Raw genomic sequence first — 18,635 nt, 5'->3', positions numbered from 1 at the left:
AAATCCCCCGCAGGGTGCCTGCGGGGGATTTTTTTATCTGGACTGCTCGCGTCCCACCAGAAGAGTGGTGAGGGTGAAGGAAAGCACTAGCGCGATGGCAACGCCGGAAATCGCAAAGATAAAGTACGGGCCAATATAGGCGGGCAGGCTGAAAATGCTCGACAAAATATAGCCATACAGCCGCACGCCGAAGAAAGCAATAAACGCGGAAGCCAACGAACTTGCTACCGTAGCGGCGATAAACGCTTTCTTGTAGCGGGTGAGTACGCCAAACAGCGCCGGTTCCGTAATGCCCAGCAGTGCGGAGATAGCAGCGGAGAGCGTGACCGTGCGGTTGTCTTTATTCAGACGCCAGATGGCGAAGGTCGCCCCGGCAATGGCCATGTTGGCCATGAACATCATTGGCATCAGCATGTCATAGCCGCGGTCGCTGAAGTTTTGCAGCGCGATGGGGGTCATCGCATGATGCATCCCGGTGAGGATCGCCACCGGACGAATAGCGCCCACCACCAGCCCGGCAAAGCTTGCCGACACGCCAAACAGCCCTTCGATAAACCACGCCAGCATTTTACCCAGCCAGATTCCAATAGGCCCAATTACCACCAGCGCGGCCAGCGCGGCGAGAAACAGCGTCAGCGTGGGGGTAAAGACGGTTTTCAATACGTCGGGCATGATCCTGTCGACCGCCTGGTGAATGTATTTCAGCGCCAGGATGGAGAAAATCACCGGGATAACGCTGGAGGCGTAGTTGAACACCGATACCGGAATGGCGTTAAACAACCACAACGCGGAGGCGGCATCGGCCTGATGTGCAGCCAGCGCTTTCGCGGCGTCGATAAGCGTAGGGTACATCAAGCAGGCGGCGACGGCGGCGGCCAGATATTCGTTGGTTTTAAAGATCTTCGCCGCCGAGACGGCAAGGAAAAACGGCAGGAAATAAAATACGCCGCTGGCAATGAGATCGATGATCATTACCGTATCGCTTTTGGTCGACACCACTTTTAGCGCAATCAGCCCGGCAAGCAGACCTTTGATCATCCCGGCGCCAGCGATGGCGGGGACTATCGGGCCGAATACGCCGGAGACGGTATCCATAAACAGCGAAACCAGGCTTTTGCGTTCTTTGCTTTTCCCGCTGGTGGCTGCCTGGTTGTTAGCGCCGAGGGCTTCCTGCAGCGCTTCATACCAGCTGTTCACCTTCGGGCCGATAATGATCTGAAACTGATCGCTTTGCAACTGAGCGCCGAGTACGCCGGGCAACTGCTTAATTTCATCCTGCGCCACTTTATTATCATCAATTAAATCAAAGCGCAGCCGGGTCATACAGTGCCAGACTTTATTGATATTCTCCTGCCCACCTACCAGTCGAATAATCCTGCTGATAGCCTCTTGCGTCCCCATAATGGCTCCTGCGGTAAGTTTGTTGTTTTGTTTGTCTCGCTGAATGGTAAGTAAGCGCATCAATAAAAACAAACCAATAAAATATGATTTCAATCACAATTTGCCTTTATAAGGCTCTTATATCGCTACTTGTGATTAAATTGGTTCGTTTTTTTATTGGAAATAACCCCCTTTTTAAACCAAAAAATATATTTAATAAAAAGGTTTACCGAACCGCAAAAATAGAGTGAAGATAATGCCAGTCTTATTATTATTTTCCCAGGGAGCCTTCAGTGAAACCCACGCTGATTACTGCGATTGACTGTTTTATCACACGCCCTGACCGTCACAATCTGGTGACGGTACGGGTGACGACCGACAGCGGCACCGTCGGCTACGGCTGCGCCACCTTCCAGCAGCGCCCGCTGGCGGTGAAAACCATGGTCGATGAATATCTACAGCCGCTGCTGGTGGGGCGCGATGCGAATAATATCGAAGATCTCTGGCAGATGATGAACGTCAACGCCTACTGGCGCAACGGTCCGGTAATGAACAACGCCATCTCCGGCGTGGATATGGCGTTATGGGACATCAAGGCCAAGCTGGCCGGCATGCCGCTGTACCAATTGCTGGGTGGAAAATCACGCGATGCCATCTCGGCCTACACGCACGCCAGCGGCGAAACGCCGGATGAACTGTTTATCTCGGTGGATAAGCTGCTGGAGCAGGGTTATCGCTACATCCGCTGCCAGCTCGGCTTTTACGGCGGTACGCCGCGTGAAATGCAGACGCCAGAAAATCCAACGCCGGGCGCCTGGTTCGATCAGGATGAGTACATCCGCAACACGGTAGAGATGTTCCGCCTGCTGCGTGCGCGCTATGGCCACCGCTTTCATATTCTGCACGATGTCCACGAGCGCCTCTTCCCGCAGCAGGCGCTCCAACTGGCGAAGCTGCTGGAACCTTATCAGCCGTGGTTTATCGAGGACATTTTACCGCCGCAGCAGAGCGCGTGGCTGGCGCAGATTCGCCAGCAAACCTGCGTGCCGCTGGCGATGGGGGAGCTATTTAATAATCCGGCGGAATGGCATGACCTTATCGTTAACCGGCAGATTGATTTTATTCGCTGCCATATTTCGCAGATTGGCGGCATCACCCCGGCATTGAAGCTGGCGGTACTGTGTCAGGCCTTTGGCGTACGTCTGGCATGGCATGGCCCTGGCGACATGACGCCTATCGGCGTGGCGGTGAATACGCATCTGAATATTCATCTGCACAACGCCGCGATTCAGGAATTTATTCCGCGCGCCATCGCCACGGATGCGGTCTTCCCTGGCGGGCCGGTGGTGAACAACGGCTTTATCTATCCACCAATGGAACCGGGTATTGGCGTCGGTTTTGATGAAGCGCAGGCGCTGGCGCATCCAGTGGTCTATCGCCCGCACGAGTGGACGCAAAGCCGTCTGCCGGACGGAACGATGCATACACCGTAACTAAGCCTGCGGCTGCTGGCGAAAAGCGAGGTTGTCGCGGTTATGGGGGATAACGTAGGTGCAGGAGTAGTTGATATCGACGATGTCGCTGATCTCATACACCTGCCCGCCGTCGAGGATCCCCCGGTTATTGATGTGCATGGCCGGGCTGCCTTTTTTACAGCCAAGAAGGGCGGCCTGCTCACGGCTGACGCTAATCGCCCGGTAGCTGGTCAGCAGGTGGGAAATCGGGTAACCCTTCTCCAGTACATACTGCTGTAGCGAGCGTTCAATGACCTCCTGGTTCAGGTCGCTGAACATCGTCGCGGGCATCCGCGAGACTTCAATTTGCGTGGCGACGTTATCGACAAAGCGCAGGCGGCAGAACTGCCAGATAAAATCGTCGTCGGTCAGGCCGAAAATCTGCCGGTCTTCTCGCTCGGGGCGCTTCTTGTGCAGGCTGATCATCCGGTAACGCATCTGGTCGAAGCGTTTTTCGGTGATCGAGTTATAGACCAGTGGATTGCCGCGCGTCTGCTCGTTAATCCAGATGCCAGAGCCCTGCACAATGCGCACTACACCAATGCTGGCGAGTTTTTCCAGCGCCTGGCGGATGGTGAATCGCGATACGCCGTACTCTTCGGCCAACTGACGCTCCGGCGGTAGCTTACGCGGCCCATCACCCGGCTGCTGGTAAATTTTGCTGAGGAGGTCCTGAGTCACGAACTCTTTTTTCTTCATGGCCGCTATCCCTTACCCGTCGATATAAAAACGCCGGGAATAGGTCCCGGCGTTAGTTTTACTCTTCGGTGCTTTGCTCACCGGTCCCGCTGCCGCTAGGCTTGCGGCGCTTACCGACGTTTTTGGCATCGCGGTGACGCACTTTCACGCGCGGTTTATCTTTGTCTTTCGCTTTTTTCTGCTCGGCGCGCTTCGCCAGCACTTTCTTCGACGGCTTGCCGGTCATCTTCTCGCTTGGCGCTCGAGTGGTCGGGCGCAGCCCATCGATAACGCGAGACTTCAGCGGCTCTTCGATGTAGCGGCCAATTTTCAGCATCAGCAGGTGATCGTGCGTTTCCACCAGTGAAATCGCCGTGCCTTTCCGACCCGCGCGGCCGGTACGACCGATACGGTGCAGATAGGTATCGGCGCCGCGCGGCATATCGAAGTTAATCACATGGCTGACGTCGGGGATATCAATCCCGCGTGCGGCAACGTCGGTGGCAACCAGAACGTTTACGCGGCCGTCGGTCAGACGTTTGATGCCTTCGTTACGCTTAATCTGCGGCATTTCGCCTTCGAGATAACAGTTGTTAATTCCAGCCTGACGCAGAATTTCAGCCAGTTCATGCACGCGCTCACGCTTACGCACAAACACGATGGTGCGGGTGGCGTCTTCCTGCTTCAGCAGGTGCTTCAACAGCTCAACTTTATGCTCGAAGTTATCGGCACGATAGTACCACTGGTGAATCTTCTTACGTTCGCGGGTTGACGGCGTGGCGGATACTTCAACCGGATCTTCCAGCAGACGCTCGGCAAAGTCCTTGATCGCTTCGCCTTCCAGCGTGGCGGAGAAGAGCAGCGTCTGTTTGCGCCAGCGAGTTTCGCCAGCGATGTGTTCGATATCCTGGGCAAAACCCATGTCCAGCATGCGGTCTGCTTCATCGAGGATCAGCGTCTCAACGGCCCGGCAGTCGAAGTTTTCTTCTTTGATGTACTGCAGCAGACGACCGGTGGTGGCGACCACGATGTCCTGGTTTTCGCTGAACACTTCGGCATGGTTCATATAGGCCACGCCGCCGGTGATGGTGGCGATGTCCAGATGGGTATTTTTGGCCAGTTCGCGGGCATGATCGGCGACCTGCATTGCCAGTTCACGCGTCGGCGTGAGGATCAGAATACGCGGCGGTCCGGATTTTTTACGCGGAAAGTCGAGCAGGTGCTGCAACGCAGGCAGCAAATACGCCGCTGTTTTACCGGTGCCGGTTGGCGCAGAACCGAGAACATCACGTCCATCGAGCGCAGGCGGAATGGCGGCAGCCTGAATGGCAGTCGGGCGTGTAAAGCCTTTGCTCTGGAGGGCATCCAGCAGGCTTTCGTCAAGTTCAAGTTCGGAAAAAGTCGTTACAGTCATGATTACCTCTGTGTGAGGCGCTGATTATAGACGTTACGGCTCTAATCTTCATCTGTTTGTGCGGCTATCTGTTCTCGGGTATTGTTCATAGCCGAATAGTTATCTGGTTTGGCCCGCAAGGTTACTTATGACGTCTGATTCTAAATCCGCGCTGCGTCGCAACGGATTTACCTTTAAAAAGTTTTTTGTCGCCCACGACCGCTGCGCCATGAAGGTCGGTACTGACGGCATTTTACTCGGTGCCTGGGCGCCGATCGCCCGCGTCAGCCGGGTTCTGGATATCGGCGCGGGTAGCGGGCTGCTGGCGTTAATGCTAGCGCAGCGCACCGATGAGAATGTCACTGTGGATGCCGTAGAGCTGGACGAGGATGCTGCTGCACAGGCGCGGGAAAACGTGGCTGAATCACCGTGGGCCGACCGTATTTCGGTGCATACGGCCGATATTCAGCAGTGGGTGGCCGGGTTGACGACGCGCTATGACCTGATCGTCAGTAATCCGCCTTACTACGAGCAGGGCGTTGAATGCGCTACGCCGCAGCGCGAGCAGGCGCGTTATACTACCACGCTCGATCATCAGGCTCTGCTGGCCTGTGCGACGGATGCCATCACCGAAGACGGCTTCTTCTGCGTTGTGCTGCCGGAAAATATCGGCCAGACCTTTACACAGCAGGCCCTGTCGATGGGCTGGCATTTGCGCCTGCGCACCGACGTCGCGGAAACCGAAGTCCGTTTACCGCATCGCGTTCTGCTGGCGTTCTCGCCGCAAGGCGGGGAGTGCTATAGCGACAGGCTAACGATCCGTGGGCCAGAGCAGCAGTACTCAGAAGGCTACGCCGCACTGACCCAGGCGTTCTATTTATTTATGTGAACCAGCGGTGAGAGAATTGACGGCCCGGAGTCCGCAAGCAGCTCCGGGTAGTCGAGCGTATAATGCAGCCCACGGCTCTCTTTACGCATCATCGCGCAGCGCACGATCAGTTCTGCGACCTGCACCAGGTTGCGCAGCTCCAGCAAATTATTGGAGACGCGGAAACGTGAATAATACTCGTCCAGCTCCTGCTGAAGCATGGTGATGCGGCGCAGAGCACGCTCCAGCCGCTTGGTGGTGCGAACGATGCCGACGTAGTCCCACATAAACAGCCGTAGCTCGTGCCAGTTGTGCTGAATCACAACCAGTTCATCGGAGTTTTCCACGCGGCTTTCATCCCAGGCAGGCAGCGTGTCAATCTGACGGGCATACGGCATGCGTTTGAGAATATCTTCTGCCGCAGACCAGCCGTATACCAGACACTCCAGCAGTGAGTTAGAGGCCATACGGTTGGCACCGTGCAGGCCGGTGTAGCTTACCTCTCCGATGGCGTACAGGCCGTCGACATCGGTACGACCATAGTCATCGACCATCACCCCGCCGCAGGTGTAGTGCGCGGCCGGGACAATCGGCACCGCTTCCTGAGTCAAATCGATGCCCAGCCCCAGCAGCTTCTCATAAATCATCGGGAAGTGCTGGCGCACAAAGGCTTCCGGTTTATGACTGATGTCCAGATACATACAATCAACGCCCAGACGCTTCATCTCATGGTCGATAGCGCGGGCGACGATATCGCGCGGCGCAAGCTCAGCGCGTTCGTCGAAGTCCGGCATAAAGCGGCTGCCATCCGGGCGCTTAAGGTGCGCACCTTCGCCTCGCAGGGCTTCGGTGAGCAAAAAATTGCGCGCCTGCGGGTGATACAGCGCGGTGGGGTGGAACTGGTTAAACTCGAGGTTGGCCACGCGGCAGCCTGCGCGCCAGGCCATGGCGATACCGTCGCCGGATGAGATATCCGGATTGGTGGTGTACTGATACACCTTTGACGCGCCGCCCGTTGCCAGTACCACCGATTTTGCCGAGCAGGTTTCTACTTTCTCTTTATTGCGGTCCCAGATCCACGCGCCAACAACGCGACGGGTTCCCGGCAGGCCGATTTTATCTGAAACAATCAGGTCGACGGCGTTGCAGCGTTCCAGCACGCGAATGTTCGGATGATTCATTGCCTTACCGACCAGCGTATTTTCGACTTCGCGCCCGGTAGCGTCGGCGGCGTGCAGAATCCGGCGATGGCTATGACCGCCTTCGCGGGTCAGATGGTAGCTCTCTTCGCCGTTCGCCTGAACCTGGGTGTCAAACAGCACGCCCTGGTCGATAAGCCACTGCACGCAGTGTCTGGCGTTACTGGCCACAAACGAGACAGCCTGGCGATCGCAGATGCCCGCGCCGGCAATCAGCGTATCCTCAACGTGCGAGTCCACGCTGTCGGTTTCATCGAAAACGGCGGCAATGCCCCCTTGTGCGTAAAAGGTTGAGCCTTCGCTTATCGGGCCTTTGCTCAGGACGATCACCTGGCTGTGCTCAGCAAGACGCAGCGCCAGTGAAAGACCGGCAGCCCCGCTACCGATAATCAATACATCACAGGAGTGTTCTGGGAGTGAGTTCATCATGATTGTTTAATTTACTAAACACGGTGTGGGCAGATTAGCACCATAAAAGCGACATGGGCAGGGTTTTTTTTGATCTTATGTTGTAATGACTAAACATCTTGTGAGGGGGCGCGCGGCTCAAGGGGATAAAAAATCTGAATAAACGCAGGGACTATCACCGCTATTTATGATGAAAAAAAGCCCGGGTTACGTTACTCTTCAGTCGATTTGCGTTTTTATTTCGCAACTTACACATCTGTTAACATCGGCAGACTTATAATGACAGACAATGAACGGTCTGCTGCGAAACAAAAAACAAAGCGTAACGGAACTTTACGAAAATCGAACGCTCTAAGCTTATGCTTGCTCATAATGCAGTGTTGGAGTGGCATTCTGATTACGCATGGGAATAGGGTTTGGGGAGACATTACCTCGGATGAGTGAGCAGTTAACGGATCAGGTTCTTGTTGAACGGGTCCAGAAAGGAGATCAAAAGGCTTTTAACCTCCTGGTCGTCCGCTACCAGCATAAGGTTGCGAGCCTGGTTTCCCGCTATGTGCCATCCGGCGACGTGCCGGATGTCGTACAAGAGTCTTTTATTAAGGCCTATCGTGCGCTGGATTCGTTCCGGGGAGATAGTGCTTTCTATACGTGGCTGTACCGCATTGCGGTGAACACAGCTAAAAATTACCTGGTTGCTCAGGGGCGTCGTCCGCCGTCCAGCGATGTAGACGCGAACGAGGCCGAAAACTTTGAAAGCGGCGGCGCTTTGAAAGAAATTTCGAACCCTGAGAACTTAATGTTGTCAGAAGAACTGAGACAGATAGTTTTTCGCACCATTGAAGCGCTTCCGGAAGATTTACGCATGGCAATTACCTTGCGGGAGCTCGATGGCCTAAGCTATGAAGAGATAGCGGCTATTATGGATTGCCCGGTCGGTACGGTTCGTTCACGTATCTTCCGAGCGCGAGAAGCTATCGATAACAAAGTTCAACCGCTTATCAGGCGTTGACGGAAGCGGGATACTGGAAAAGGTATTAGGCATGCAGAAAGAACAACTTTCCGCCTTAATGGATGGTGAAACGCTGGATAACGAGCTGTTGACTGAGTTAACACGCTCGGCAGAGCTGCAGGAAACCTGGGAGAGCTATCACCTCATTCGTGACTCGCTGCGTGGCGATACGAGTGAAGTGCTTCACTTTGATATCTCTTCTCGCGTGATGGCCGCCATCGAAAATGAGCCCGTTCGGCAACCGACCGCGCCGCTCATCCCTGAAGCCCAGCCAGCACCTCATCAATGGCAAAAAATGCCGTTCTGGAACAAAGTTCGTCCCTGGGCCAGTTCGCTCACCCAAATGGGCGTGGCCGCGTGCGTTTCGCTGGCTGTTATTGTCGGCGTTCAGCACTATAATGGGCAACCGGACTCCTCTCAGCCTGAGTCACCGGTGTTTAATACGCTGCCGATGATGGGCAAAGCCAGCCCGGTCAGCCTGGGCGTTCCTTCGGAGGCATCCGCAGGTAACGGTCAGCAGCAGGTTCAGGAACAGCGCCGTCGTATTAATGCTATGCTGCAGGATTATGAATTGCAGCGTCGCTTGCATTCAGAACAGCTTCAGTTTGAGCAGGCACAAACTCAGCAAGCGGCTGTTCAGGTGCCAGGCTATCAAACTCTAGGAACGCAATCGCAGTAATGAAGCAACTTTGGTGTGCCATGTCACTTGTGGCTGGTAGCCTGTTCTTCTCCGCAAACGCCTCGGCTGATGTATCGTCCGGGGCGTTGTTGCAGGAAATGAATCTGGCCAGTCAGTCACTCAACTACGAGCTGTCGTTCGTCAGCATTAATAAATCCGGCGTTGAATCGTTACGCTATCGGCACGTGCGTCTGAACGGTCAGCCGCTGGCTGAGCTGTTGCAAATGGACGGCCCGCGTCGGGCAGTGGTCCAGCGCGGCAACGAAATCAGCTACTTTGAGCCGGGCCTCGATCCCTTCACGCTGAACGGCGACTATATTGTCGATTCCTTGCCTTCTCTGGTGTATACCGACTTCAAACGTCTGGCGCCGTACTACGACTTTATCTCCGTCGGGCGCACGCGCATTGCCGATCGCATGTGTGACGTCATTCGCGTCGTGGCGCGTGACGGGACGCGTTACAGCTACATCGTCTGGATCGACAGCGAAAGTAAGCTGCCAATGCGGGTCGATCTGCTGGATCGCGATGGCGAAACGCTGGAGCAGTTCCGGGTGATTGCGGTTATCACCGGCGAACAGGTTAGCGGTATTATGCAGGGGCTGGCGAAAGCGAGCCTGCCGCCGCAGCTGTCGGTGCCAACCAGCAACAACGTCGCGCTGAACTGGTCCGCGAGCTGGGTACCACAGGGCTTTAAAGAGGTTTCCAGCAGCCGCCGCACGTTGCCGAGCGTCGATAGCCCGGTAGAGTCTCGTCTCTACTCAGATGGCCTGTTTAGCTTCTCCATTAATATCAACCGCGCGGCGGCCAATAGCAGCGATCAAATGCTGCGTACCGGGCGTCGCACGGTCAGCACAACGGTTCGCAACCAGGCCGAAATTACCATCGTTGGCGAACTGCCGCCGCAAACGGCGAAGCGCGTGGCGGACGGCATTCAATTCAAGGGTGCGCCGCAATGATTAAAGAATGGGCCACCGTCATCGCGTGGGACAACGGCGTGGCGCAGGTGAGCTGTGATGTCAAAGCTTCCTGCAACACCTGCGCCTCGCGTGCGGGTTGCGGCAGCCGGGTGCTGAACAAGCTCGGGCCGCAAACCAGCCACACCATCTCTGTACCCAGCGCGCAGCCGCTGGTGGCCGGGCAAAAGGTTGAACTGGGTATCAGCGAAAGCAGCCTGCTCGGTTCCGCCATGCTGGTATATATGTCACCGCTGCTTGGGCTGTTTGTGGTCGCGGCGCTGTTTCAGGTGCTGTTCGGTAGCGATATCGCCGCGCTGTGCGGCGCGGTGCTTGGCGGTGTGGGCGGTTTTTTGGTTGCCAAAGGCTTCTCGCCGCGGCTGGCCGCCCGGGAAACCTGGCAGCCGGTGATTATCAGCGTGGGGCTCCCGCCCGACCTGGTCCGCACGGTATCGCCATCCGAAATGAGCCAGTGATTACACTGGCTTTATTTTTTTGGAACGCTGCTCGCAGGAAGCGCTATGCTTGCGGGAAGAGCATTTCCTGGTTACGCGGTTGTAGTGTAGAATGCGGCGTTTTCGAACGACAATAATGTCAGGCTCCGTACCGCGGCCTCAAAGTATTCGTAAGGCATAAATATTTTAATATATGAAGAATATACGTAACTTCTCCATCATTGCACATATCGACCACGGTAAATCGACGCTGTCTGACCGCATTATTCAGATTTGTGGCGGCCTTTCTGACCGCGAAATGGAAGCCCAGGTTCTGGACTCAATGGATCTGGAACGCGAACGTGGCATTACCATCAAAGCGCAAAGCGTGACGCTGGACTTTAAATCAGCCGACGGGGAAACCTATCAGCTGAACTTTATCGACACCCCGGGCCACGTCGACTTCTCCTATGAGGTTTCCCGTTCCCTCGCGGCCTGTGAAGGCGCACTGCTGGTGGTTGACGCCGGGCAGGGCGTAGAAGCGCAGACCCTGGCGAACTGCTATACCGCTATGGAAATGGATCTGGAAGTCGTGCCGGTTCTGAACAAAATCGACCTGCCGGCCGCCGATCCTGAGCGCGTAGCGGAAGAGATTGAAGACATCGTTGGCATCGACGCGACCGATGCCGTTCGCTGCTCGGCGAAAACCGGCGTCGGCGTGACCGACGTGCTGGAACGCCTGGTACGCGACATTCCGCCGCCGGAAGGCGATGCGGAAGGCCCGCTGCAGGCGCTGATTATCGACTCCTGGTTCGATAACTACCTGGGCGTGGTTTCGCTGGTGCGTATTAAAAACGGCACCATGCGTAAAGGCGACAAAATCAAAGTGATGAGCACCGGTCAGGTCTATAACGCCGACCGTCTGGGCATCTTCACGCCAAAACAGGTTGACCGTACCGAGCTGAAATGCGGCGAGGTAGGTTGGCTGGTGTGTGCGATTAAAGACATCCTTGGCGCACCGGTTGGCGATACCCTGACCCAGGCGCGTAACCCGGCAGACAAACCGCTGCCAGGCTTTAAAAAAGTGAAGCCGCAGGTTTACGCCGGTCTGTTCCCGGTCAGCTCTGACGACTACGAAAACTTCCGCGATGCGCTCGGTAAGCTGAGCCTCAACGATGCCTCCTTGTTCTATGAACCGGAAAGCTCAACCGCGCTGGGCTTCGGCTTCCGCTGTGGCTTCCTCGGTCTGCTGCACATGGAGATCATTCAGGAACGTCTGGAACGTGAATACGACCTGGATCTGATCACCACCGCGCCGACCGTCGTCTACGAAGTTGAAACCACGGCGAAAGAAACTATCTACGTTGATAGCCCGTCCAAACTGCCGCCGCTGAACAACATCTACGAACTGCGTGAGCCAATCGCTGAGTGTCACATGCTGCTGCCGCAGGCGTACCTCGGTAACGTGATTACCCTGTGTATCGAGAAGCGCGGCGTACAGACCAACATGGTTTACCACGGTAACCAGGTGGCGCTGACCTATGAAATCCCGATGGCGGAAGTGGTACTCGACTTCTTCGACCGTCTGAAGTCGACTTCTCGCGGCTATGCGTCGCTGGACTATAACTTCAAACGCTTCCAGGCCTCTGACATGGTGCGCGTTGATGTCCTCATCAACAACGAACGTGTCGATGCGCTGGCGCTGATTACCCACCGCGACAACTCCCAGAGCCGCGGGCGTGAACTGGTCGAGAAGATGAAAGATCTGATCCCTCGCCAGCAGTTTGATATCGCGATCCAGGCGGCCATTGGCACGCACATCATCGCGCGTTCAACGGTGAAGCAGCTGCGTAAAAACGTTCTGGCGAAATGCTACGGTGGCGATATCAGCCGTAAGAAAAAGCTGCTGCAAAAACAGAAAGAGGGTAAAAAGCGCATGAAGCAGATCGGTAACGTCGAGCTGCCGCAGGAAGCGTTCCTTGCCATTCTGCATGTTGGTAAAGACAACAAATAATCTCTAAGGAGTTGGCATGGCGAACATGTTTGCCCTGATTCTGGTGATTGCCACACTGGTGACGGGCGTCCTGTGGTGCGTAGATAAATTTATCTTCGCCCCTAAACGGCGGGAACGTCAGGCGGCGGCGCAGGTTGCCACCGGCGAAGCGCTGGATAAAAAGACGCTGAAAAAAGTCGGCCCGAAACCGGGCTGGCTGGAAACCGGCGCGTCGGTCTTCCCGGTACTGGCTATCGTGCTGATCGTCCGTTCATTCATTTATGAGCCGTTCCAGATCCCTTCCGGTTCGATGATGCCAACGCTGCTGATCGGCGACTTTATTCTGGTGGAAAAATTCGCCTATGGAATTAAAGATCCGATCTACCAGAAGACGATTATTGAAACGGGCCATCCGAAGCGCGGCGACATCGTCGTGTTTAAATACCCGGAAGATCCTCGCCTTGACTACATCAAGCGCACCGTGGGCCTGCCGGGAGATAAGGTCACCTACGATCCGATCGCCAAGCAGGTCACCATTCAGCCAGGCTGCAGCTCCGGCCAGGCGTGCGGTAATGCGCTGCCGGTGACCTATTCCAACGTTGAGCCGAGTGATTTTGTACAGACCTTCTCCCGCAGCAACGGCGGAGAAGCCACCAGCGGCTTCTTCGAAATGCCGCAGGGTGAGCGTAAAGCCGATGGCGTGCGTCTGGATCAACGTCAGGAAACGCTGGGTGACGTTAACCACCGGATCCTGACCGTGCCTATCGCTCAGGACCAGGTTGGGATGTACTACCACCAGTCCGGTCTGCCGCTGGCAACCTGGATCGTCCCGCCGGGGCAATACTTCATGATGGGTGATAACCGCGATAACAGCGCGGACAGCCGTTATTGGGGCTTTGTGCCGGAAGCGAACCTGGTGGGTAAAGCGACCGCTATCTGGATGAGCTTCGAAAAACAAGAGGGCCAGTGGCCGACCGGCGTGCGTTTGAGCCGCATCGGTGGCATTCACTAATCCTCTGTTCGTCTTCACGCAGCGGCCTGGTGTGCGCTGCGTGAATTATTTAGTTTTAATCTATTCAAACTAACGACATCCCTTGTCGTTGCGTATAGAATATCCCCCCGAAGTTTCGGATGTCTCTTATGGGAGACACGGCACACGAAACCGCGTTGGTTTTCCTCAGGTCTGTTTCGTGTGCTGCATTTTTGACGCATTTATTTATTTTGGTATCGCATGAACCCCATCGTAATTAATCGGCTTCAACGGAAGCTGGGCTACACTTTTCTTCATCAGGAGCTGTTGCAACAGGCGTTAACGCACCGCAGTGCCAGCAGCAAACATAACGAACGCTTAGAGTTCCTGGGCGATTCCATTTTGAGTTACGTGATCGCGAACGCGCTCTACCACCGCTTCCCGCGCGTGGATGAAGGCGATATGAGCCGTATGCGCGCGACGCTGGTTCGCGGTAACACGCTGGCTGAAATTGCCCGTGAGTTCGAGCTGGGCGAATGCCTGCGCTTGGGGCCGGGCGAGCTGAAAAGCGGTGGCTTCCGTCGGGAATCCATTCTGGCGGATACGGTTGAAGCGTTAATCGGCGGGGTGTTCCTCGACAGCGATATTCAAACTGTCGAGAAGCTAATCCTCTCCTGGTACCAGACGCGTCTGGACGAAATCAGTCCGGGCGATAAGCAAAAAGATCCAAAAACACGCTTGCAGGAGTATCTGCAAGGCCGCCATCTGCCGCTGCCGTCCTATCTGGTGGTTCAGGTGCGTGGGGAAGCACACGATCAGGAATTTACTATCCACTGCCAGGTTAGCGGCCTGAGTGAACCGGTGGTCGGCACAGGTTCCAGTCGTCGCAAGGCGGAACAGGCTGCCGCCGAACAGGCGCTGAAAAAGCTGGAGCTGGAATGAGCGAAGAAAAAACTTACTGCGGATTTATTGCCATCGTCGGACGTCCGAACGTGGGCAAATCCACACTGCTGAACAAGCTGCTCGGGCAGAAGATCTCTATCACCTCCCGTAAAGCGCAGACGACGCGTCACCGTATTGTCGGTATTCATACCGAAGGCGCGTACCAGGCTATCTACGTTGATACCCCGGGTCTGCACATGGAAGAGAAACGCGCGATCAACCGTCTGATGAACAAAGCTGCCAGCAGCTCCATCGGTGACGTTGAGCTGGTGATTTTCGTCGTGGAAGGCACCCGTTGGACGCCGGATGACGAAATGGTGCTGAACAAGCTGCGCGAAGGCAAAGCGCCGGTGATTCTGGCGGTGAATAAGGTCGATAACGTACAGGAAAAAGCGGATCTGTTACCGCACCTGCAGTTCCTCGGCAGCCAGATGAACTTCCTGGATATCGTGCCTATCTCTGCGGAGAGCGGCCTGAACGTGGACACAGTGGCCGGAATCGTGCGCAAGCATCTGCCGGAAGCGACCCATCACTTCCCGGAAGATTACATCACCGACCGTTCCCAGCGCTTTATGGCCTCTGAAATCATCCGTGAAAAACTGATGCGTTTCCTTGGCGCAGAGCTGCCGTACTCGGTGACCGTTGAAATCGAACGCTTCGTCTCTAACGAGCGGGGGGGTTATGACATCAACGGCCTGATCCTGGTTGAGCGCGAAGGGCAGAAAAAGATGGTGATTGGCAATAAAGGCGCCAAAATCAAAACCATCGGTATTGAAGCCCGTAAAGACATGCAGGAGATGTTCGAAGCGCCTGTTCACCTGGAGCTGTGGGTGAAAGTGAAATCAGGCTGGGCGGATGACGAGCGCGCGCTGCGCAGTCTCGGTTACGTCGACGATCTCTGAGAATAACCCCGATGGAGGGCTGGCAGCGCGCTTTTGTTCTGCATAGTCGCCCCTGGAGCGAAACCAGCCTGATGCTGGACGTCTTCACGGAAGAGTCGGGCCGCGTGCGCCTTGTGGCGAAAGGCGCACGTTCCAAACGCTCCAACCTTAAAGGTGCGCTTCAGCCCTTTACCCCCCTGTTAGTCCGTTTTGGCGGTCGTGGCGAAGTGAAAACGCTGCGCAGCGCCGAAGCCGTTTCGCTGGCGCTTCCCCTTAGCGGCATCACGCTATACAGCGGTCTGTACATCAATGAACTGGTGTCGCGCGTGCTTGAGCACGAAACCCGCTTTTCCGAGCTGTTTTTTGACTACCTGCACTGCATCCAGGCGCTGGCTGGCGCCACGGGTTCGCCTGAACCGGCGCTGCGCCGCTTCGAGCTGGCGCTGCTGGGGCATTTGGGCTACGGCGTTGACTTCCTCCACTGCGCTGGCAGCGGGGATGAGGTCGAAGACACCATGACCTATCGCTACCGTGAAGAGAAAGGCTTTATTGCCAGCGTCGTGATCGATCACAATACCTTTACCGGGCATCAGCTAAAAGCGCTGGCCAGTCGTGAATTTCCCGACGTGGACTCGCTGCGCGCCGCGAAACGCTTTACCCGTATGGCACTAAAGCCGTATCTTGGGGGGAAGCCGTTGAAGAGCCGAGAATTATTCCGGCAGTTTATGCCTAAGCGTTAACTTATATTGCCTCATGCGCTTTGCTTCTGTAGAGAGAGGGCTGCGTGAGGGGAAAGATCGCAAAAATAAAAACACGAGGATTGTCATGGCTGAATTACTGTTAGGCGTCAATATTGACCACATTGCCACCCTGCGTAACGCGCGCGGCACCGCCTATCCCGATCCGGTTCAGGCGGCATTTATCGCCGAGCAGGCCGGTGCGGATGGCATCACCGTGCATTTACGTGAAGATCGCCGCCACATCACCGACCGCGACGTGCGCATTCTGCGCCAGACGCTGGACACTCGCATGAACCTGGAGATGGCGGTTACCGAAGAGATGCTGACCATCGCCTGTGAAACCAAACCGCATTTCTGCTGCCTGGTGCCGGAAAAGCGTCAGGAAGTGACCACCGAAGGCGGTCTGGACGTTGCCGGTCAGCTCGACAAAATGCGCGATGCCTGCAAACGCCTGGCCGACGCCGGTATTCTGGTGTCGCTGTTTATCGATGCCGATAACGCACAGATTAAAGCCGCTGCCGACGTTGGCGCGCCGTATATCGAAATTCACACCGGCTGCTATGCCGATGCCACCACCGATGCGGAACAGGCAAAAGAGCTTGAGCGCATCGCGAAAGCGGCGACCTATGCCGCCAGCCTGGGGCTGAAAGTGAACGCCGGCCATGGCCTGACCTATCACAACGTCAAAGCCGTCGCGGCGCTACCGGAGATGCACGAGCTGAACATTGGTCACGCGATCATTGGCCGCGCGGTCATGACCGGCCTGAAAGAAGCGGTTGCCGAGATGAAACGCCTGATGCTGGAAGCGCGCGCGTAATGGCGATTCTGGGGCTCGGAACCGATATCGTCGAAATCGCCCGTATTGAAGGGGTCATTGCCCGTAGCGGCGATCGCCTTGCACGCCGGGTGCTCAGCGATAACGAATGGGCCATCTGGGAGACGCACCAGCAGCCGGTGCGTTTTCTGGCTAAGCGCTTTGCGGTCAAAGAAGCGGCCTCAAAAGCGCTGGGTACCGGTATTCGTAACGGCTTGGCGTTTAACCAGTTTGAAGTTTACAACGATGAGATGGGAAAACCGAAGCTGAGGTTATGGGGTGAGGCAAAGCTGCTGGCAGAGCGAATGGGCGTGGCGCATATGCATGTGACGCTCGCCGATGAGCGCCACTACGCCTGCGCGACGGTGATCGTCGAAAGCTAAATTTTATCCGCGTGGTGCAGCACGACGAACTTGTCCCACAGCTGTTCTTCCGTCTCAGGATGTGCCGGATCCTTCAGGATTGTATTCGGGATCGGGCACACTTTCTGACAGGTTGGCGTATCGTAATGGCCGACGCACTCGGTGCAGCGATCGCTGTTGATCTCATAGATGCTATCACCCATCGAAATGGCCTGATTTGGGCATTCCGGTTCGCACATATCGCAGTTGATACATTTTTTGGTGATTAACAGCGCCATCAGGAATTTCTCAGAAACAAAATAAACAGGGCGCGCATTATACGCTCATTTTCCACTCAGGCCATACCTTTTCTGTGGTAATCGCACCGCCGATCAAACCAGCTTTTTCACTAGCGCTTCGCTGTGGCGAATACGCTCCGGTGCATTTTCCAGATCCTGCTGAACCAGCCCCATAAACAGCAGGTCGGTTAGCATCATCTGCGCGCTGGTGGAAGAGATGGCAGCGCTGCGCGTTGCCTGCTCTTCGGCAATGGTATACAGGCAGTGGGTTGCGCGCTGTTGTAAGGTATTTGGTGAAAAGCCGGTAATGGCCAGCACCTTGCCACCCACCCGCAGCGTTTCATCGGCGGCGAGATTGATTTCGCGTCGGGCGCCGGAGTAGGACACTGCGAGCAGCAGATCGTCCTGGGTCATCGCCTGGACGGTGGCCAGTAGGGCGTGCATGTCCAGCTCCGCCACGGCGTTAAAGCCAATTTTCATCAACTTCCAGCTAAAGTTACGCGCCACCAGCCCCGATGCGCCAATGCCGGTCAGGACGATACGTCGCGCGTTACGCAGCAGGTTAACGGTCTCCAGCAGCTTGTCTTCGCTGTTGACGTCCAAAGAGGCGTGCATCGCCGCCACGTTGTCCTTAATCAGCTTCTCACCCACCAGGCGCAGCGGATCGTCGCCGCAAATCTGGTTATGTACCGCGACCGAGTGGGGATTCGCGTTGCTGGCCAGCGCTTCGCTCAGCGCCAGCTTCAGCGCGGGGAAGCCTTTAAAACCCAGCTTCTGGGCGAACTTCACGACGCTGGACTGGCTGACACCCGCCTGGCTTGCCAGCTGCTGTGAGCTTAAGTGACGCGCCAGATCCGGCTGCACCAGAATAAAATCCGCCAGCTTACGGTCGCTTTGCGCCAACTGGGGGTAACGCTGACGGATACTGATTAAACAATTCATAACAACCTCATGGACGCGATAACTCTGCTGCGCCAGAGCAGCAATCTGCTCGTCGGAAAGAATTATGTATTCTATTATAACGGAATATACCGAATTAAATATTCCATGTGTCGGTAAAAACGCAACTCTTTTCGTGCACCAGCGTCGTTGAGCCGCCGTTTGGCGAAAGCGGGCGGGCAATCTGCTAGTCTGTGG

Annotated in this window: 19 protein-coding genes; 13 read left to right on the top strand and 6 right to left on the bottom strand. The window is 55.8% G+C overall.

Annotation, left to right across the window (positions count from 1 at the left end):
* Positions 1 to 33: 33 nt before the first annotated feature.
* Positions 34 to 1,401 carry a PTS transporter subunit EIIC gene (locus H7R58_RS17100; RefSeq protein WP_106924043.1) on the bottom strand — a complete coding sequence of 456 codons (1,368 nt, stop codon included), beginning with the start codon at positions 1,399 to 1,401 and terminating at the stop codon, positions 34 to 36.
* A 272-nt stretch (positions 1,402 to 1,673) separates the two neighbouring features.
* Here H7R58_RS17100 and H7R58_RS17095 point away from each other — a divergent pair, with 272 nt between their 5' ends.
* Positions 1,674 to 2,873, top strand: a complete 1,200-nt coding sequence (locus H7R58_RS17095) for an enolase C-terminal domain-like protein (protein WP_106924044.1) — start codon at positions 1,674 to 1,676, stop codon at positions 2,871 to 2,873.
* On the opposite strand, the gene H7R58_RS17090 is transcribed toward H7R58_RS17095, so the two are convergent.
* Together H7R58_RS17090 and srmB are read right to left on the bottom strand one after the other, a co-directional pair.
* Positions 2,874 to 3,593, bottom strand: a complete 720-nt coding sequence (locus tag H7R58_RS17090) for a GntR family transcriptional regulator (protein WP_182930172.1) — start codon at positions 3,591 to 3,593, stop codon at positions 2,874 to 2,876.
* A gap of 58 nt (positions 3,594 to 3,651) precedes the next feature.
* Complete coding sequence (srmB, locus tag H7R58_RS17085) at positions 3,652 to 4,986, bottom strand: ATP-dependent RNA helicase SrmB (RefSeq protein ID WP_106924046.1); 1,335 nt, start codon at positions 4,984 to 4,986, stop codon at positions 3,652 to 3,654.
* Positions 4,987 to 5,113: 127 nt separating this feature from the next.
* Between srmB and trmN the strand changes: the two genes are divergently transcribed.
* A complete protein-coding gene (gene trmN / locus H7R58_RS17080; RefSeq protein WP_106924047.1) occupies positions 5,114 to 5,854 on the top strand; it encodes a tRNA(1)(Val) (adenine(37)-N(6))-methyltransferase TrmN in 741 nt (246 codons plus the stop codon).
* Here trmN and nadB read toward each other — a convergent pair.
* The gene (nadB, locus tag H7R58_RS17075; protein WP_106924433.1) at positions 5,839 to 7,458 is read right to left on the bottom strand and encodes an L-aspartate oxidase; all 1,620 of its coding nucleotides are present in this window, start codon (positions 7,456 to 7,458) and stop codon (positions 5,839 to 5,841) included. The genes trmN and nadB overlap by 16 nt on opposite strands.
* 418 nt (positions 7,459 to 7,876) lie before the next feature.
* Between nadB and rpoE the strand changes: the two genes are divergently transcribed.
* The 11 genes from rpoE (at position 7,877) to acpS (ending at position 17,241) form a co-directional block, all read left to right on the top strand.
* On the top strand, positions 7,877 to 8,452 hold the full coding sequence (rpoE, locus tag H7R58_RS17070) for an RNA polymerase sigma factor RpoE (RefSeq protein ID WP_106924048.1): 576 nt from the start codon (positions 7,877 to 7,879) through the stop codon (positions 8,450 to 8,452).
* A 31-nt stretch (positions 8,453 to 8,483) separates the two neighbouring features.
* The gene (rseA, locus tag H7R58_RS17065) at positions 8,484 to 9,131 is read left to right on the top strand and encodes an anti-sigma-E factor RseA (RefSeq protein WP_106924049.1); all 648 of its coding nucleotides are present in this window, start codon (positions 8,484 to 8,486) and stop codon (positions 9,129 to 9,131) included.
* Positions 9,131 to 10,087 carry a sigma-E factor regulatory protein RseB gene (gene rseB, locus H7R58_RS17060; protein WP_106924050.1) on the top strand — a complete coding sequence of 319 codons (957 nt, stop codon included), beginning with the start codon at positions 9,131 to 9,133 and terminating at the stop codon, positions 10,085 to 10,087. The genes rseA and rseB overlap by 1 nt, the downstream gene beginning before the upstream one ends.
* Positions 10,084 to 10,560: a SoxR-reducing system protein RseC gene (gene rseC / locus H7R58_RS17055; RefSeq protein WP_182930173.1), complete on the top strand. Its 477-nt coding sequence runs from the start codon at positions 10,084 to 10,086 to the stop codon at positions 10,558 to 10,560. The genes rseB and rseC overlap by 4 nt, the downstream gene beginning before the upstream one ends.
* Positions 10,561 to 10,732: 172 nt before the next feature.
* Positions 10,733 to 12,532: a translation elongation factor 4 gene (gene lepA / locus H7R58_RS17050; RefSeq protein ID WP_106924052.1), complete on the top strand. Its 1,800-nt coding sequence runs from the start codon at positions 10,733 to 10,735 to the stop codon at positions 12,530 to 12,532.
* 16 nt (positions 12,533 to 12,548) lie between these two features.
* Positions 12,549 to 13,523: a signal peptidase I gene (gene lepB, locus H7R58_RS17045; RefSeq protein ID WP_106924053.1), complete on the top strand. Its 975-nt coding sequence runs from the start codon at positions 12,549 to 12,551 to the stop codon at positions 13,521 to 13,523.
* Between the two features lie 219 nt (positions 13,524 to 13,742).
* Complete coding sequence (gene rnc, locus H7R58_RS17040; RefSeq protein ID WP_064543445.1) at positions 13,743 to 14,423, top strand: ribonuclease III; 681 nt, start codon at positions 13,743 to 13,745, stop codon at positions 14,421 to 14,423.
* Entirely contained in the window at positions 14,420 to 15,325 is a 906-nt protein-coding gene (gene era, locus H7R58_RS17035) for a GTPase Era (protein WP_106924054.1), read from the top strand. Before rnc ends, era begins: the two co-directional genes overlap by 4 nt.
* 11 nt (positions 15,326 to 15,336) lie before the next feature.
* Positions 15,337 to 16,044: a DNA repair protein RecO gene (recO, locus tag H7R58_RS17030; RefSeq protein ID WP_106924055.1), complete on the top strand. Its 708-nt coding sequence runs from the start codon at positions 15,337 to 15,339 to the stop codon at positions 16,042 to 16,044.
* 85 nt (positions 16,045 to 16,129) lie between these two features.
* A complete protein-coding gene (gene pdxJ / locus H7R58_RS17025; RefSeq protein WP_035891302.1) occupies positions 16,130 to 16,861 on the top strand; it encodes a pyridoxine 5'-phosphate synthase in 732 nt (243 codons plus the stop codon).
* Complete coding sequence (gene acpS / locus H7R58_RS17020) at positions 16,861 to 17,241, top strand: holo-ACP synthase (RefSeq protein WP_106924056.1); 381 nt, start codon at positions 16,861 to 16,863, stop codon at positions 17,239 to 17,241. Before pdxJ ends, acpS begins: the two co-directional genes overlap by 1 nt.
* On the opposite strand, the gene H7R58_RS17015 is transcribed toward acpS, so the two are convergent.
* Entirely contained in the window at positions 17,238 to 17,498 is a 261-nt protein-coding gene (locus H7R58_RS17015; protein ID WP_106924057.1) for a YfhL family 4Fe-4S dicluster ferredoxin, read from the bottom strand. The two genes, acpS and H7R58_RS17015, sit on opposite strands and share 4 nt — an antisense overlap.
* A gap of 93 nt (positions 17,499 to 17,591) precedes the next feature.
* Entirely contained in the window at positions 17,592 to 18,440 is an 849-nt protein-coding gene (locus H7R58_RS17010) for a MurR/RpiR family transcriptional regulator (RefSeq protein WP_106924058.1), read from the bottom strand.
* Between the last annotated feature and the right edge of the window lie 195 nt (positions 18,441 to 18,635).

Origin of the sequence: Klebsiella sp. WP4-W18-ESBL-05, from assembly GCF_014169075.1 — a bacterium.
Lineage (GTDB): Bacteria > Pseudomonadota > Gammaproteobacteria > Enterobacterales > Enterobacteriaceae > Kluyvera > Kluyvera ascorbata_B.
The sequence above is the reverse complement of the archived record's forward strand: the minus strand, read 5'-3'. Positions and strand labels throughout refer to the sequence as shown.

What these genes read in the sequence shown, in the direction of transcription:
- H7R58_RS17100 (WP_106924043.1), bottom strand. Translation starts at nt 1,401, where the DNA reads ATGGGGACGCAAGAGGCTATCAGCAGGATTATTCGACTGGTAGGTGGG.
- H7R58_RS17090 (WP_182930172.1), bottom strand. Translation starts at nt 3,593, where the DNA reads ATGAAGAAAAAAGAGTTCGTGACTCAGGACCTCCTCAGCAAAATTTAC.
- srmB (WP_106924046.1), bottom strand. Translation starts at nt 4,986, where the DNA reads ATGACTGTAACGACTTTTTCCGAACTTGAACTTGACGAAAGCCTGCTG.
- trmN (WP_106924047.1), top strand. Translation starts at nt 5,114, where the DNA reads ATGACGTCTGATTCTAAATCCGCGCTGCGTCGCAACGGATTTACCTTT.
- nadB (WP_106924433.1), bottom strand. Translation starts at nt 7,458, where the DNA reads ATGAACTCACTCCCAGAACACTCCTGTGATGTATTGATTATCGGTAGC.
- rpoE (WP_106924048.1), top strand. Translation starts at nt 7,877, where the DNA reads ATGAGTGAGCAGTTAACGGATCAGGTTCTTGTTGAACGGGTCCAGAAA.
- rseA (WP_106924049.1), top strand. Translation starts at nt 8,484, where the DNA reads ATGCAGAAAGAACAACTTTCCGCCTTAATGGATGGTGAAACGCTGGAT.
- rseB (WP_106924050.1), top strand. Translation starts at nt 9,131, where the DNA reads ATGAAGCAACTTTGGTGTGCCATGTCACTTGTGGCTGGTAGCCTGTTC.
- rseC (WP_182930173.1), top strand. Translation starts at nt 10,084, where the DNA reads ATGATTAAAGAATGGGCCACCGTCATCGCGTGGGACAACGGCGTGGCG.
- lepA (WP_106924052.1), top strand. Translation starts at nt 10,733, where the DNA reads ATGAAGAATATACGTAACTTCTCCATCATTGCACATATCGACCACGGT.
- lepB (WP_106924053.1), top strand. Translation starts at nt 12,549, where the DNA reads ATGGCGAACATGTTTGCCCTGATTCTGGTGATTGCCACACTGGTGACG.
- rnc (WP_064543445.1), top strand. Translation starts at nt 13,743, where the DNA reads ATGAACCCCATCGTAATTAATCGGCTTCAACGGAAGCTGGGCTACACT.
- era (WP_106924054.1), top strand. Translation starts at nt 14,420, where the DNA reads ATGAGCGAAGAAAAAACTTACTGCGGATTTATTGCCATCGTCGGACGT.
- recO (WP_106924055.1), top strand. Translation starts at nt 15,337, where the DNA reads ATGGAGGGCTGGCAGCGCGCTTTTGTTCTGCATAGTCGCCCCTGGAGC.
- pdxJ (WP_035891302.1), top strand. Translation starts at nt 16,130, where the DNA reads ATGGCTGAATTACTGTTAGGCGTCAATATTGACCACATTGCCACCCTG.
- acpS (WP_106924056.1), top strand. Translation starts at nt 16,861, where the DNA reads ATGGCGATTCTGGGGCTCGGAACCGATATCGTCGAAATCGCCCGTATT.
- H7R58_RS17015 (WP_106924057.1), bottom strand. Translation starts at nt 17,498, where the DNA reads ATGGCGCTGTTAATCACCAAAAAATGTATCAACTGCGATATGTGCGAA.
- H7R58_RS17010 (WP_106924058.1), bottom strand. Translation starts at nt 18,440, where the DNA reads ATGAATTGTTTAATCAGTATCCGTCAGCGTTACCCCCAGTTGGCGCAA.